The organism is Candidatus Omnitrophota bacterium, assembly GCA_025453395.1.
Classification (GTDB): domain Bacteria; phylum Omnitrophota; class Gorgyraeia; order Gygaellales; family Profunditerraquicolaceae; genus JAlOQK01.
In genome coordinates, this window is record JALOQK010000004.1 from 49,433 (window position 1) to 64,841 (window position 15,409).

Genomic DNA, 15,409 nt, shown 5'->3' on the forward strand with positions numbered 1-15,409 from the left:
CCATTATTTTTAATCAGACATAAGTAATGGGTAATGGGTTTTCGGTATCTTCAACACTTGTCCCAATATAATTACATCGCTATCTAAATTATTCTCTTCCTTAATACGCGCAACTGATACAGCAAAATCTTTCGCGATCTTATAAAGCGTGTCTTTTGATTTAACGGTGTAAGAAAAATATCTCTCGGGCTGGGTGAGCGCCCTAGCATCTTGCTTAAAAAGTTTCCTGGCGTAATTGATCGGCAAGGCAAAATTTATGTTCTGCCCGTCTAAGCGCGAAGCAGTAGTAATGCCGATAACCTGTCCCTTAGTGTTAAAAAGTGGGCCACCGCTGCTTCCATTTGAAACAGGGGTTGTTATTTGAAAGACCTTAAAACCTTCATTGACTTTGCGCACCGAACTTACCATGCCGTCGGAAAAAGTATCCTCAAGGCCCAAAGGGTTACCTAAGGCAAAAACCCTGTCCCCGATTTTAACACTACTACTGTCTGCCAATGGCAAGGCCTTAAAATTATTGCCCCTGATCTTTAAGATCGCGATATCTTTTATTTCATCATAAGCCAAAAGTTTAACATTGGCGTATTCTTTACCTTTTAATTTCACTACTACCTTTTTCGCGTTATTTACTACATGCAGATTCGTAATCAATATTCCGTCTCTTGTTGCCAAGAAACCACTTCCAAAGGTAGTACTTTTGCTGGTCAGTGTCCCGATCAAAACCACAGAATCCAGAGAATTCTTATAGATACTAGCGGCGGATAATTCAGCTTCAGCTTTTGCCGTATGAATTACCGCAAAAGCAAAGATACTTAAGAAAATAAACCGCTTGAAACTCATGGCTTTAATTGCTTTTAAGTTAAACGCTGTTTCACCAAATCGCTTACCACTTTAGGATCTGCCTTGCCGGCGATAATTACACCAACTTCTTTGATTACCTTACCCATATCCCTTATTCCTTGGGCGCCAACCGAAGAAATAACCTCCGAGATGATCTTCTTGATCTGTTCTTCGGATAACTCTGCCGGGAGATAAGCCTTTAAAAGAACTAACTCTTTTTCTTCTTTGCCTGCTAAGTCCGCGCGGTTACCTTTTGTGAACTGCTCAATAGATTCCTGACGCGCCTTGATCTGCTTGCGGATCACCGCTATAGCATCGTTATCATCAAGTTTGTCTTTCTTTTTGTTCAAAGCAGCGTTGATCATTTCCGCGCGCAAGAAACTTAAAACAGATGTCTTCAAAGAATCCCTGTCTTTCATTGCCTGCTGGTAATCTTTCAGTATTTTATCTTCTAACATGGTTCCTCCTTTAGATACTCTTAAATTTAGAATTAAAAATTAAAAATGCAAAATTAGATAATAAAAACAAAAAACTTTAAAAAACTAAAAGCATAAATACTAAATACAATACAGAAATTCATAATTTTGAAACCTATAGGATGTCCCTTAACTTTAAAGCATGGTTTATTTTAACCTTATTCCTTTTTTCTATTATTTTGTTTTCTGTTTCTTGGTTTATAATCTTTAATTTTAAATTTTTAATTTTTATTTTTTAATTACAATCTACAAAACTTCTTAAATTCCGCAAGCCTCTTATTTAAATCCTTAATGGACAACTTACTTGTCCGGCCAGGCCCAAAATCTTCCACATTAAAAGATGCCGCTACCGTAGCATAAGCCAAGGCTTTCCTAATGTTGACAGGCGACATATTGCCGAACTTTGCTAAATACCCCATAAAACCTCCGGCAAAGGTATCCCCGGCTCCAGTGGGGTCTATAACTTTATCTATTGGAAAAGCCGGAAGCGCGAAAATAAAATTATCACTGTAGAAAAACACGCCATGCTCGCCTTTTTTAATTAAAATAAACTTCGGGCCCATCCGGCGCAAGGATTTAGCTGCTCTAATAAGGTTGCTTTCTCCGGAAAGGTCTTTTGCCTCCTGGTCATTAGCCACATAGATATCTACTTTCTTCAAAACCTTTAGAAGAGAATCTCTTTTAGTATGGATCCAGTAATTCATGCTATCCAGGCCGACCAGGCGTAAATTTGGCATACTCTCAAGAAGGCTGTTTTGTATATCCGGGTCAACATTGGCAAGGAATAAATATTTTATATTCCTTTGCTTCTGGCTTAGGCGCGGCGAAAAAGCAGCTAATACCCCCAGTTTTGTGTCTTTGGTAATAGCAGAATTAAGATCTCCCTTGTATTCTCCGTCCCAACGGAAGGTCTTGCCTTTTTGCTTAAGCAGAGAATCTAAAATAAGGCCTTTTTGTTTTAAGAAACCGATGTGCTTTTGGGGAAAATCCTCTCCCACAACCGCGACAAGGTTGACTTTGGTAAAAAGGCGCGCGGACATGGAAAAGTGCGTTGCCGAGCCGCCTAACATCTCTAATCTTTTGCCAAAAGGAGTTTCCACTGTATCTAAAGCTACTGTGCCTAAAACCACTATGCTCATGTTTTTACCTCACAAATAGTAACGCAAACATCCCCATTATTATACAATAATACCCGAAATAATAAAACCGGCAAACACGTAAAAGCTTCTTCACAATGTAAAGAGCGCTTAAGCCAAAGATAAAACTGAAAATAAAACCAATGAATAACGGCAGCGCCTGATCTTGAAATCTGGCATTTATATCTTTAAATTCCAGAAGCCCTGCCCCGAAAATAGCCGGCAGGGATGCCAGAAATGAAACTTTAAAGGCGTCAACCGGAGAAAAACCCCGGAATAAAAGCGTGGAAATTGTTATGCCGGAACGCGAGATCCCCGGGATAACCGCGATACCCTGGGTTAAACCCAAAATAATCCCATCTTTAAAATTAATCCCCTTGCTAAAAGAATGTTTTATTGCCTTAGTAGATAATAAGATTAATCCTGTAACTAATAAAGATAAGCTGGAAGCCCAGACGCAGGAGAAAAGTTTCTCTATAAAATCTTTCAGCCCTATCCCAATAACTCCAGTAACTAAAGTAACGATAAATATAAAAATGATTAATTTCTTATCCTTGAATACCCCTAAAATATCTTTAAATAAAAACACAAGAAGCGAAAGCAAAGTTCCCATATGCAAAACAACCGACAGCAGAAGCCCGGAATCTTTTAACCCCAGGATTTTTCCGAAAATAACAAGGTGCGCGGAACTACTCACCGGCAAGAATTCGGTCAACCCCTGAATAATGCCTAAAATAATGTAGTTTAACATAACTTATCCAGCATCTTTTGCATTGGATCCGGCAAATCGCAAGTTAAAGATATTTTTTCATTATTAAACGGATGAATAAACTCTATGCTATAAGCGTGCAGGCATAAACGTTTGGCTTTTATTTTGAAATCACGGCGAAAATAAAATTTAGTATCCCCTAATATCGGGCATCCGATTGCCTTAAAATGAATACGGATTTGGTTAGTCCTGCCGGTAGCTGGATAAACTTGCACCAGGTTAAAAATTCCGCTTTTCTCCAGGACTTTATATTCAGTAATGCTTCTTAAGCCTTCTATCGGCCTATCTATAACGCCTTGGGCAGTCTTGAAATCTCCCTGGGCAAAGGCAATATAAGTTTTCTTTAACTTACGCGCGCGGAATAATTCTTCCATTTTCTCTCTAGCCAGTTTCCCGTGGGCGTAAATAATAAGCCCTGATGTATCACGGTCAAGGCGATGACATGGATAAAGATGGGAATTAGGATCGGGGAATTCCTGATTCAGGATGCCACTTAGGGTACGGGATTCTTTCTTGGCAGTAGGTACGGTCAAAAGCCCGCTTGGCTTATCTACCACAAGAAACCATTTATCATGGTAAATAACCGGAATATTCATCAGACGATTTGAAGCATTAAATTAATCGCCTTTAATGAACGCGCGCGGATGTCTTCAGGAACACGCACTTCTTCTCTCATTTCTTTAAGCGCCCAAATAACTTTTTCCTGGGTAGTGCGTTTCATATTCGGGCAAACTGCTGCTTCGGTTGCCGGATAAAATTCTTTATCGGGGTTATCTTTTTTAAGCCGGTAAACCATCCCCACTTCCGTGGCCACGATGATTTCTTTGGCCTCTGTTTCCTTGGCAAAAGAGCACATTTTGCTGGTAGATAAAACCGCATCTGACAAAGCCAATACTTCCGGCAGGCATTCAGGATGAGCGATCACCTTGGCAAAGGGATGAAATTTCTTTTCCCTTTTAATATCCTCCGGACGGATTCGCACATGGGTGGGGCAAAAACCATTCCAGGAAATAAGCTTCTTCCCGGAAACCTTAGATGTGTGCTCTGCCAAATATTTATCCGGGACAAAGATTATTTTCTTATCCTTAAAGTGATTTACCACTGCCGCGGCGTTGGTAGAAGTACAACAAATATCCAATTCTGCTTTTACTTGAGCCGGGGTATTCACATATCCTACAACAACCGCCTCCGGGTATTTAGCGCGCAAGCCTCTTATGTCTTGGGCGGTAATCATATTGGCCATAGGGCAGGCAGCCTGTGTATCCGGCATAAGGATAGTTTTCTTCGGGCATAGTATTGAGGCAGTTTCTGCCATAAAATACACGCCGCAAAAAACAATCACATCGGCCTGGGTTTTACTGGCCTTGCGCGCCAGCTCCAGCGAATCTCCATGAAAATCTGCTATATCCTGCACCTCAGGCAACTGATAATTGTGTGCCAGGATAACCGCGTTTCTTTTCTTCTTTAATTGTTTTATTTCCTGAGCGAAACTATCAAATTTATTCTTCATTTTCGTGGACACTTCATACCTTTCTATATTTTCCGGCGATTATAACGCAAATCACGCTTCAAAGCAAATCTTCTTTTTATTTCTCGCGGCTATCTTTATAGGATAGCATAAGCATAGTGTACCCGAATACCCCGGAACCTACAATTTTAACCGGGATACGAAGCTTATCAGTAGTAATCCAAATCTTAATCTTGCGGGGAACACTTTCAAAGCGGTATGCCTGGAAAGTCCCAGCAGGGACTCTTATCTTTTCAATCCCGGTAAGCTTCAAGGTAAAATCCATCAAAGGCAAGCAGGCGGTGAACTGCCAAGCAGGGCTTAATTCTTTTATGCTCCTTAAATAAAACGGCAGCGCTATAGGGTTATGCACAGGAGCGGTTCTTTTTAAAACAGAAGTAGTAACCTGATCCTTGGTTTTCTTGGAAATAGTTACCGTAAAATCTTTTTGATTGTAGTCTTCGGTTATCTGTTCATCGCTAAAACCGCTGATCTTTCTTGTCACCCGTACCGGAAGAGAGCTTTCTTGGTCCAGATAAATGCGCTCTGTGTCATGGAAATTCACTAAATCCGTCTGGAACAAAAGGACATTTGCCTTTATGCCGTTTACTTCTTCTGCTCTAAGATGCTTTAATACACAACGGCCTAAAGACATTATCCCCATTTCCACTTTATAGGTTATTTCCTCTCCCGAATAGGCGTCATTAATAAAAGCAAACAAACCACAGCACAACATCATCAGAATAATTAAATAAAATATTTTCTTACGCATAGAAGTTATTATACCATATTTTTACTACCACTTAAGCTTTATCCCGGCCCAAATCCACCTGCCGGGCTGTTTGACATCGGATATTTGCGTATACTGGGTATCGCTGAAATTATCCACTTTCAAGAAGGGAACGACTTCTTTTTGCTCTAAACGAAAAGTCTTAGATAACGTGAAATTGCCTAAGAAATAGCCTTCAGAATAATACCTTCTATTGTAACTTAACTCAAAAGCCCAATCGCAGGAAAAAATATTCTGGGTGAATTTTAATATCGCCTGATGCCGTAAAACATCCAAGGCATACTTGGACAGGTAGCCGTTTTGTTTCTTGTCCGGCAATATATAATTATAAGATAACTCAAAAGGCCCCTTTAAAAATAAAAAATTCGCCCCCCGGAAATCCACTCTTCCTAAATTATCCGCCTGCCAGGGTAGCGAAGAGTTTTGTCTAACCCAATCTATGAGGCTGTGCACCTTTCTTAAGAAAATACCGAAGCGGGAAGAAAAATTCTGCCCCGAATAATCAAGGTTAAAAGAAAAGTTATCTGCCTTTTCCTCTTTTAAAGAAGAATTCCCCTTGTTAGCAGAATCATTATAATAAAGTTCAGTGAAACTGGGCATGCGCACAGAACGGTCAAAAACATAATTAATTTTAAGCCTCTCCTCAATCAAAGGGTACCAGATACTAAGATTATAAGAATTCTTAAAAGCGCTTGTTTGATAATAATCCGCTCTTGCCGCCAGACTTAAAAAAAATGTCCCAAGGCTTAAATTGGCTTTTTGAGAAAAAGCCTGGCTGTTGCGGTTGTGTATGCCTAAATTGGTGGAGTCGATCTGTTCACGGGAAAAATAAACCGCTGAAGTTGAATCTATAAACCCAAGCTTATAGCGGCATGAAGAATCCAGGCCATATAAATAAGTTGTATGCCAATTGGTGTTGCCGCTTTCATGGCGCGAAAGAATAAACTTATCATCGTGCCTGCGCCAATAGAAATTGAAAGCCCATTCTCCCGGTTGAGCCTTTTTATTTAAAGAACTCTTTAAAAGCAAAGTCCGGGTATGTTCTTCCTCTTCCGGAAAAAGATTAGAATAAAATGTGCTTGCCCCAAAATTTTTCTCCTGAAACCCAAGAAATTGGTTAAAAGAAAAATCCCCTTCTTCTTTTGACAAATAAAAAGATGCGATATGGGATTCAAAATCCGTATTGGCAGGATCTGACTTGGAGATCTTCTGCTCAAAAGAACTTCTAACCCCAAGGCCGTCTTTATTCAAGAACGATGCGGATAAAGCGTTAATAAATAGGGCGTGTTCTCCAAAGGCATTTTCCGTCTCAAAATTATTGCCAGTTGGTTTTTTAAGCCTAAAATCAACTGCACCCGCTAATGAGCCGGCCCCGTATAAAGAAGCGCCTCCCTGTTTATAAATTCCGGTTTTCTCCAGATCAAATATAGTAAGCGGAATATCCAAATTATAATGCGCGGTCTGCGGGTCATTGATCTTTACTCCATCTAACAAAACCGCTGTCTGTTGATAACTGGCCCCATCTAAACAAAGATCCTGTTGAATGCCAAATCCTGAACGGGTGCGTAAATCCACTGCCTCTTGGCTTCTTAATGAAGATTCCAAAGAAACAGGAAAATATAAACCGCTATTTCCTGGATTAACCTTATCTTCAAAGCTTACAGAGGGATAAGTTTTCTTAACTACTGTTATTTTATCCCAGGCCAAGGCTTCAATGCTAGATAAAAATAAGCAGGATAATACAAAAAACACAAACTTGCGCATAAAAAAATCCTCCGCAAAAGCATTATAAAACCTCTCGCGCAGGATTGTCAACCAAATTATAGATTAGAGTTTACATTATCGGCAATGGATAATATCCCCGGCCATGATCTTTTCTGTTATGCCGGAGTCTCTTCTGACCAATAGCCCCCCATCATCGTCAATGTCCAAGGCCTGGCCCTGGATCTGTTTTCCTTTTAAACAGACCTTGACCCTCTTGCCTAAGGTAATATTAATATCGCGCCATTTGTCAATAATACTCTTAAAATCGCCTTTTTGGAACAAAAGATAATTGCACTCGATCTTGCGCAGACATTCCTGTAAAAGAAGCACGCGCTCAACAGCAGTATTTGTGCAGCTTTTAAGGCAAATAGCATCCGCAACATTAGCCGGAGTATCATTAACATTAATGCCAAAACCTACAACCAAAAAATGCACCAGGTCTGCCTCCGCGCTTAACTCTGTTAATATCCCGGCCAACTTCTTATTTTTTATAAAGATATCGTTGGGCCATTTGATTTGAGCGCTAATCCCGGTTAATTCTTCTACAGCCTGACAAATACTTACTCCAATAAGAAGGGTCAAGATTGAAGTCTTGGAAGGCAAGATCTTCGGCCTTAAAATAACAGAGGCGCATATACCTTTATATTTTGGGGAAGCCCAAGATCTTCCTAAGCGGCCGCGGCCCTTGTTTTGCGCTTCCGCCAAAACAACCCCGCCCTCCGGATGGTTATCCATACCAAGCTTAATGGCCACATCCATAGTAGAAGAAAGCGAATCATAATAATATATTTTCCTGCCGATGGTCTTGGTATTCAGGCCGTGCTTGACTTCTTGAGGGAAAAGCCGGTCCGGACAAGATATAAGCGTATAACCCAAATGCGGCACAGCTTGTATATCATATCCGGCGTCTTTAAGCTGTTGTATATGTTTCCAGAGGGCCTGGCGGCTTATTCCCAAACGCACGCTTATTTCCTCTCCGGAAACATGTTCGCTTTTGCCTCTTAATAAATCAATTATTCTTTCTTCTGGCGTCATTTCCTCAAAACCTCATTCATGCTACCGCTGCGAAAACCTAAAATATCTAAGGTAATATATTGGTAGCCTAAAGACTTAAATCTCCCGGCTATTTGTTTATTGCGCGATAAGATCAAATCCGCTTTTCTTAAATCACACTCTATCCGGCAAAGCCTGCCATAATCTCTTACCCGCACGCAAGAAATACCTAAACTTTTTAAATAATTTTCTGCCTTATTAATCCTGTCCAGAAGATTGCGGGTTATTTTGATCCCATAGGCAACCCGCGAAGCTAAACAAGCTAAGGTTGGCTTGTCCCAAGTAGCCAACTTTAATTTCTTGCTTAAAATCCTGACATCGCTTTTGGTTAATCCTGCCTCTTGAAGCGGAGAGCGTATTCTAAATTCCCGCTTGGCTTTATTGCCGGGACGGAAATCTTTTTTATCAGACAAATTGCTTGCGTCTAAAACAAAATTCATTTTATTTTTCCGCGCAATGCCTTTCAGCTGGGAAAAAAGCTCTTTTTTGCAGAAATAACACCTGTTTACGGGATTAGACAAAAAATTCTTATCTTTAAACTCTCTTGTTCTAATTATTTTATGCTTTGCCTTGAATAGCCGGGCGGTTTTCTCAGCAAAAATAAGCTCTTCTTTCGGATAAGATGCTGAAACAGCTGTAACCGCTAATACATTCGCTCCAAGAGTATCAAGCGCGATTTTTAATAAAAACGTGCTATCTGTACCGCCTGAGAAAGCTACTAGCGCGCTTTTCATGCGGCAAAGGATCTGTTTAAGCTTAAGTAATTTAAGGGCCAGACTCATATCTAAAAACTTACTTCCATGGCCCGCGGCGGGCAGATCTTCACGCAAAGCTCACAAGCAATGCATTTTTTATTATCAAAGTTTACCCTGTTGTCTTTGGGGTCTTTAACCAAGGCCCCCACCGGGCAAACTGACACACACACCCCGCAATGAGTGCACTTATTCTCATCGCGCACTACATCTTGGCTTAAAGGCTGGGTCTTAACCCCGCAGGCCTTCAAATATGAGATAGCTTTATCAAAATCTTCTTTGCTTCCAACAAGCTCTAAAACCATAAGCCCCTCTTGATTGGGCATAACCGATGCCTTTAGAATATTAAACTGCAGGTTGAATTCTTTAACAAGCTTATAAACAATCGGCTGTTCCACAAGGGTCTTAGGAAAATGCAAAACTATTTTTCGTGAAACCATTGATATTCTCCTTTTATTTAAACGGCTTTTCCTTTAAAGCGCGGCAGGTATACCCGGAATCTTTATCCGGAAGAGGAGCCACGCTTTCACTTAAAGCAAAATCTCCTTTTTTGATCCAGCTCTTTAATTCCTCGGCTATTTGCAAAGCGCGAAGCCGGCTGGAAAGATTTCCTGTAAGTACATCCTTACCCCTGATATTGATCTTGCCCGACTCAAGGTCAGCGTAACTTATCTGGCCTAAACTTTCCGCGATCATATTGGGATAATTCTTGCTATAATCCACAATGGAAGCGAAGATTTCATCATCGGGCACTCCGGCAGAAGCCATCACCTGTTCATCCAATACCGGTATGGGAACGCCTATCCCCACAGCTAAACTGACTCCATACCCAAGCATGCTAACCCCCACAAGCCACTTAGGCCTCATCTTTTTTAAATCTCCGATCACCGCCAAGGTCCCAGCCGGCACACAAGTTATTCCGTTGGGCAGACGCTTGGCAATTGGATTATGCTGTGTCCCCTGCCAGCTTACATAACCAACCCCTCCGCCTAAGAATATTTTTGTGCCGATACCAATAGTGCGGTAATTGGGGTCTTTAAGAAGCGGCGACAATTCTCCGGCAGAGCAATAATTAGCGTTCCCGATCTTTGGTTTTAACATCCCCATATAGGTATAAATCGTCTTATCTGAAAGATTAACCGCAACATTATAATTTTGGTAACAATTACGGATATTAAAAAGAACTGCCTCATTAATATCTTTTAAATTAATAAAAGTCTTGATTTCCTTGCGCGGATAACAATCTGTGCCATAGGCATAGGCTTCCAGCTTCACATCTTTTCCTGCAACAAGCTCATGAATGACATGCGCTCCGCCGTATTTAAATTCCCCGGGGAATACTTTATTGCGCGGGTCATCCTCGGGCAAGGCAGTTGCCCCTAATAGAATATCTACCGCGGCAAAACCCGTATAACAAGGCACTTCATTTAAATCGCAACTTCCCCCTCCTATTTTGATCCGCGGCTTGCAGTGGCCGATATTAAAGTAGGCTGCGGAAGAACACATCGGTCCAAAGGTGCCGGTAGTGACCACATCCACTTCTTGAGAAGCTTTTTTCGCGCCTTTTTTACGCACCAATTGCACCGCTTCTTTGGCGGTAATAACTACCACCTGGCCTTTTTTTATTTTCTCATTTATTTCTTTTATCGTCTTCATTTTTAAATACTTCCTTTTTTAGAAAGTTAAACCGATTGAACCTCTTTTATCCCGGGGACTTGCTCTTTAAGCATTTTTTCAATTCCCATTTTTAGAGTAATCTGGCTCATCGGGCAACAACCGCAAGCTCCGGTAAGCCTTAGTTTAACTATGCCATCTGCGGTTACATCTACCAATGACACATCCCCGCCATCCGCTTGAAGCATGGGACGCACATTTTTTAAAGCCTGTTCAATTTTTTCCTTCATTTGCAACCTCCTTTAAGCGCAGGGTGTTAGTTATACCTGTAAAAGTTCGGTACTCAAATACCTCTCTGCGGTATCCGGGAAAATAACTACAATAAGTTTTCCTTTATTTTCTTTGCGCCTTGCCAGATTCAGGCCGGCAACAAGGCTGGCTCCGGAAGAAATCCCGGACAAAATCCCCTCTTTTAACGCCAAATCCCTGGAAGCATGAAAAGCTTCTTCATTGGTAACCTTGATAATCTCATCCACAAGTTTCAAATCCAAAACCTCTGGGACAAAACCCGCTCCAATACCCTGTATCTTATGCGCGCCCGCGGGCTCTCCGGATAAAACCGCAGAAGAAGCCGGTTCTACCGCCACAATCTTAATACTTTTCTTTTTCTCCTTTAAAGCCCTGGCGCAACCTGTAATTGTGCCTCCGGTACCTACTCCAGCAACCAATATATCTATTTTACCTTCTGTATCGCGCCAGATCTCTTGGGCGGTGGTATCAAAGTGCGCCTTTGGGTTAGACGGATTATTAAACTGCCCCAGCATAATATAATTTTTGTGCGCTGCAACTAAATCTTCCGCTTTTTTCACCGCCCCAGACATACCCTTATCGCCAGCAGTTAAAATGATCTGAGCGCCTAAGAAACTTAAAAGCTTGCGCCTTTCTATGCTCATCGTCTCAGGCATAACTAAAATAAGTTTCAGGGCCTTGACTGCACAAACAAAAGCTAAAGCAATTCCGGTATTCCCGGAAGTAGGCTCAACAATCACCGTGTCCTTCTTGATCCTGCCAGCCTTGAGAGCGTCCTCGATCATTGCCTTACCGATACGATCTTTTACCGAGGAGCAAGGATTAAAAAATTCAAGCTTTGCCGCTACTTGCGCACCTGTACCAGCTGTTACCCTGTTCAGCCTTACAAGCGCAGTATTACCAACAAGCTCTATAATATCCTTGGCTATTTTCATCTTTTTAGATTTGATAGGTTAGATTAATATTGCCTTTTTTCTTATAATAATCTTTTGCTAATTGCTCAAAATTAACATTGTCTACTACCTGGGCTATCTTGCGGCTTATCGCCTGCCATACCGGGCGAAAAACACATTTCCTGATGTCATTGCACCCACTATAAGAGGAACTTACACAGGCAATCGGCTCAACCGGCCCGTCAATAAAACGCACCACATCCCCTAAGGTTATTTTGGAGGGGTGCTTTGCAAGGCTGTACCCTCCGATCTTGCCCCTTTGACTTTGCACAAATCCCCCGCGCTTTAAATCCAAAAGTATTTGCTCAAGGAATTTTACCGGGATATCCGCCTGGCAAGCAAGTTCCGAGATAGTCACCGGTTTTTTCCCGTAAGAAGCAACCAGTATAAGAATTGTTTTTAAGGCGTAATCGCCTTTATAGGTTATGCGCATTTTCTCTATAATCTCTATTAGCTTAGTAGAGTATAGTCTAAAAAATAATATTTGTCAAGATATTTCTTCCTGCCAAGGCTCTTGCGCTGTGGCAGCAGGGAAAAATCTCTGCTTATTCTGGTATATATACTCCAAAATCTGCAGTTGGTCTTTCTCAAACCAAAGGTTACCGCAATAAATACATTTATCCACTTCTATCGGATATGAGAAAAGGAAAAACTCCCGGTGCATCTGACGCTGGCAATTGGGACATTTATACACCCAAACCGAAGAAAGATCTCTTCCCATAGGAAGCTTAAATTTATTTTTTGTCTTAATCAAAACCTCTGCCCTGTCTATGATATTTTGCCCAAAATCCTCTACTTCCCGAATAAGAATACGGCTTATTTTTCTGCTTGGCAGTAAATACCCAAGGCAGCTGGGGCATTTAAATACGCCTAAGCCTTCATAATTTACTTTACCCAAAGCAATCTTACAACGCGGGCAGGATAGCTTGCTTTGTTCGCCTTCAGATTCTCTAAGAAAGATGCCTGCCAGGACAGGATCATAATAAGCAGGGAACACCTCTTCTTTATCCTCCCGCATAACCCAGGAATCAAAACTAAAATCTTTCTTTTCCTTAATCTGGGCTAAGGAAAACGGACCTTCCCACACACCTTCTTCCATAACCTTCCAGCGTGGATTTTGTGTATTGGTTTGATGCTCAAGCGCTATTTCTTGTGCTACTGTCGGACGATAATTACGGCCTTGCGCCCTTAATCTTTCTTCTAAGGTATTCCCGTCCAGATGCCCCATATCCAAAAGAATAGAAATTCTTTTTTGGATCGGCGGATGAGTAGAAAATAGCCTTGCCATAAAACCATCTTTCTCGTCAATAAGGCGCAGGCGCGGGTTAACAATAAAAATTGATTCCAATGCTTCTCCCTCTATGCCAGTGCCATGCCAACTTCCGGATATAATCATAAGTGCTTCAGCTAAACTTAAAGGATTGCGCGTTAAACGCACAGACAAGGCATCAGCCCGGTATTCCCTCTGCCGCGAAACGCACATGCGCAACAAAAGGCTTAAGAAATTCATTACCATCATCACTAAATACAAAAGAAACAAAGCCGGCCAGACGCGCTGGCGGGATTTTCTTAATAAATTGTTTAGCCCTTTCAGGCTTTCGTTATAGATTTCCGCCAAAGAGCAACTAATAGTAGTAGTAAGAGAATCGTGAGAAGCAATGTGTCCTGCCTCATGCGCTACCACTGCTTCTATTTGGCTGCGGGAGAGCCGTGACAAAAGCCCTTCGGTGACCCCAATCACAGCATTACCGTTAAAATCTTCCAAGGCAAAGGCATTTAATGAGGCATCGGGAATGACCAAAGCCTGGATTTTTCTTCCGCCAATAGCAACTGATACTTCATCCACTACATTCTGCAGGACTTTATGATAATTATCTTCGGGATCTGCGGTATCAGTGCCTAAACGCTGGGTTATCTGCCCCAAAAGGTTACTTGTAGAAAATATCCAATGCCCGGCGGCAAAAACAAATGCTGCCAATAAAGCTATTATTGCCTGATTAAACGCAAGAAACCTATTAAGAATAATTGAAAGACCCAGATAGACGGTGAGAAAATAGATAGCGATAAGCAAAATAAAAAGATAAATTATTTCTTTGCTCTTTTTATTCTCTATATCAATAAAGGAAAAGGCCATATATAGGTAAAATGGTTTAAAACTTTACCTGCGGCGCCTGGCGTTCTTGGGGATCGCCAACCTCAAAGAAATCTTTTTTGATAAAACCCCCTAATTGAGCTACTATATTCACGGGGACAGTTTGAATAAGAGTATTAAATCTTCCCGCCTCATCATTGTAATACTGCCGGGCAAAGGTAATCCGATTCTCCGTGGAAATTAATTCCTCCTGAAGCTGTAAAACATTTTGATTAGCTTTTAGATCCGGGTATCTTTCAAATACCGCAAAGAGCGAACGAAGGGTTTGGCTTAAGAAATTCTCTGAAGCTGCTTTATCCTGCAAGCCCTTAGCATCAATTGCCTGCATGCGCGCTTTTATTACCCGCTCTAAGGTGTCTTTTTCATGCGCCATGTAGCCTTTAACCGCCTCAACTAAATTAGGGATAAGGTCATGCCTTCTTTTAAGCTGCACGTCAATTTGGCTAACCGCATTCTCAACCCTGACCCTTAAAGCGATTAAATTATTATATATACCAAAAAACCATGCCAGCGCCACAACAACCATGCCGCCTAAAATAATAAGCACTACTAACCCCATAGCTACCTCCTTCGCCCAGCAAGGGCGTACTTGGCACTCATTTATGCCAAGGCACAAAACTTAAAAACATTAAAATAACTAAACTTTATCTATCGCCTTTTTCGGACAGACCGACTTACAGCAAAGGCAGTTTAAACAATCCCTGTCTTTTATTTGCCCGGCAGACTTAAAAAGATAAGGTTTAATCCCGACCGGACAGGCTTTAGCGCAAAGCTTACATTCCACGCAAAGCTGAGGGTCAATCTTTAAATAATTTCTAGCGTAACTGGTAAGATGAATCATTGTTCCTACCGGGCACAAATAACAAAAGCTGCGCTGGTGGATAAACAAAGCCAAAACAACCCCTAATAAAGTGGTAGCGCTTAGCATAAAAACAAAAACGCGCGCTATCTTAGTAAGATCCGGATAAACACGATAGATATTAAAAACCAATGCGGACATTAGCAATGCCATAACCAAAACCCTAAAAACAATTTTCTTGAAAACCTGCGGAATGGGTTTCTGGGGGCTTATCTTCAAAATAAAAGCGTCCCAGAAGCTTCCTCTGGGGCAATACCAATCGCACCATTTACGGCCATTCTTAAAACCGATAAATATCCCTAAAAGCATGCACACCGGTATAAATAAGCCTAAGACGGGATACGGCCAGCTTAAAGCAAGAATGGCCACAAATATAGCGGCTAGAAAAGTTTGTTTAAGCCTGCGGTGAGTGAGAAAAATATTATTCCCTGACATATA

At 41.4% G+C, this 15,409-nt stretch carries 18 protein-coding genes; all 18 read right to left on the bottom strand.

Annotated features, from left to right (window positions below; all coding sequences use genetic code 11):
- Positions 1-9: 9 nt before the first annotated feature.
- Positions 10-837 carry a trypsin-like peptidase domain-containing protein gene (locus tag MUF05_05235; protein ID MCU0666475.1) on the bottom strand — a complete coding sequence of 276 codons (828 nt, stop codon included), beginning with the start codon at positions 835-837 and terminating at the stop codon, positions 10-12.
- Positions 838-851: 14 nt separating this feature from the next.
- Positions 852-1,295, bottom strand: coding sequence for a GatB/YqeY domain-containing protein (locus tag MUF05_05240; protein MCU0666476.1), 444 nt, complete (start codon positions 1,293-1,295; stop codon positions 852-854).
- A gap of 257 nt (positions 1,296-1,552) precedes the next feature.
- A complete protein-coding gene (locus tag MUF05_05245) occupies positions 1,553-2,452 on the bottom strand; it encodes a PfkB family carbohydrate kinase (protein MCU0666477.1) in 900 nt (299 codons plus the stop codon).
- Positions 2,453-2,456: 4 nt separating this feature from the next.
- Positions 2,457-3,200 (bottom strand): undecaprenyl-diphosphate phosphatase, encoded by a 744-nt coding sequence (locus MUF05_05250; protein ID MCU0666478.1) that lies wholly within the window; start codon positions 3,198-3,200, stop codon positions 2,457-2,459.
- On the bottom strand, positions 3,194-3,814 hold the full coding sequence (locus MUF05_05255) for an RluA family pseudouridine synthase (GenBank protein MCU0666479.1): 621 nt from the start codon (positions 3,812-3,814) through the stop codon (positions 3,194-3,196). Before MUF05_05255 ends, MUF05_05250 begins: the two co-directional genes overlap by 7 nt.
- The gene (gene nadA, locus MUF05_05260; GenBank protein ID MCU0666480.1) at positions 3,814-4,728 is read right to left on the bottom strand and encodes a quinolinate synthase NadA; all 915 of its coding nucleotides are present in this window, start codon (positions 4,726-4,728) and stop codon (positions 3,814-3,816) included. Before nadA ends, MUF05_05255 begins: the two co-directional genes overlap by 1 nt.
- A gap of 76 nt (positions 4,729-4,804) precedes the next feature.
- On the bottom strand, positions 4,805-5,497 hold the full coding sequence (locus MUF05_05265) for a DUF3108 domain-containing protein (protein MCU0666481.1): 693 nt from the start codon (positions 5,495-5,497) through the stop codon (positions 4,805-4,807).
- A 24-nt stretch (positions 5,498-5,521) separates the two neighbouring features.
- A complete protein-coding gene (locus tag MUF05_05270; GenBank protein ID MCU0666482.1) occupies positions 5,522-7,279 on the bottom strand; it encodes a TonB-dependent receptor plug domain-containing protein in 1,758 nt (585 codons plus the stop codon).
- Between the two features lie 75 nt (positions 7,280-7,354).
- Entirely contained in the window at positions 7,355-8,314 is a 960-nt protein-coding gene (locus MUF05_05275; GenBank protein MCU0666483.1) for a biotin--[acetyl-CoA-carboxylase] ligase, read from the bottom strand.
- Positions 8,311-9,114, bottom strand: coding sequence for an ATP-dependent sacrificial sulfur transferase LarE (gene larE, locus MUF05_05280; GenBank protein ID MCU0666484.1), 804 nt, complete (start codon positions 9,112-9,114; stop codon positions 8,311-8,313). Before larE ends, MUF05_05275 begins: the two co-directional genes overlap by 4 nt.
- A 2-nt stretch (positions 9,115-9,116) precedes the next feature.
- A complete protein-coding gene (locus MUF05_05285) occupies positions 9,117-9,524 on the bottom strand; it encodes a 4Fe-4S binding protein (GenBank protein ID MCU0666485.1) in 408 nt (135 codons plus the stop codon).
- Between the two features lie 13 nt (positions 9,525-9,537).
- The gene (locus MUF05_05290; protein MCU0666486.1) at positions 9,538-10,740 is read right to left on the bottom strand and encodes a homocysteine biosynthesis protein; all 1,203 of its coding nucleotides are present in this window, start codon (positions 10,738-10,740) and stop codon (positions 9,538-9,540) included.
- Between the two features lie 26 nt (positions 10,741-10,766).
- Complete coding sequence (locus tag MUF05_05295; protein ID MCU0666487.1) at positions 10,767-10,988, bottom strand: NifU family protein; 222 nt, start codon at positions 10,986-10,988, stop codon at positions 10,767-10,769.
- A 30-nt stretch (positions 10,989-11,018) separates the two neighbouring features.
- Positions 11,019-11,942, bottom strand: a complete 924-nt coding sequence (cysK, locus tag MUF05_05300; protein MCU0666488.1) for a cysteine synthase A — start codon at positions 11,940-11,942, stop codon at positions 11,019-11,021.
- A 4-nt stretch (positions 11,943-11,946) separates the two neighbouring features.
- Positions 11,947-12,393 carry an Rrf2 family transcriptional regulator gene (locus tag MUF05_05305; protein MCU0666489.1) on the bottom strand — a complete coding sequence of 149 codons (447 nt, stop codon included), beginning with the start codon at positions 12,391-12,393 and terminating at the stop codon, positions 11,947-11,949.
- A 54-nt stretch (positions 12,394-12,447) separates the two neighbouring features.
- A complete protein-coding gene (locus MUF05_05310; GenBank protein MCU0666490.1) occupies positions 12,448-14,094 on the bottom strand; it encodes a zinc metalloprotease HtpX in 1,647 nt (548 codons plus the stop codon).
- A gap of 16 nt (positions 14,095-14,110) precedes the next feature.
- Positions 14,111-14,671 (bottom strand): LemA family protein, encoded by a 561-nt coding sequence (locus MUF05_05315; protein MCU0666491.1) that lies wholly within the window; start codon positions 14,669-14,671, stop codon positions 14,111-14,113.
- 78 nt (positions 14,672-14,749) lie between these two features.
- Positions 14,750-15,406 (bottom strand): 4Fe-4S binding protein, encoded by a 657-nt coding sequence (locus MUF05_05320; GenBank protein ID MCU0666492.1) that lies wholly within the window; start codon positions 15,404-15,406, stop codon positions 14,750-14,752.
- Positions 15,407-15,409 lie beyond the last annotated feature (3 nt).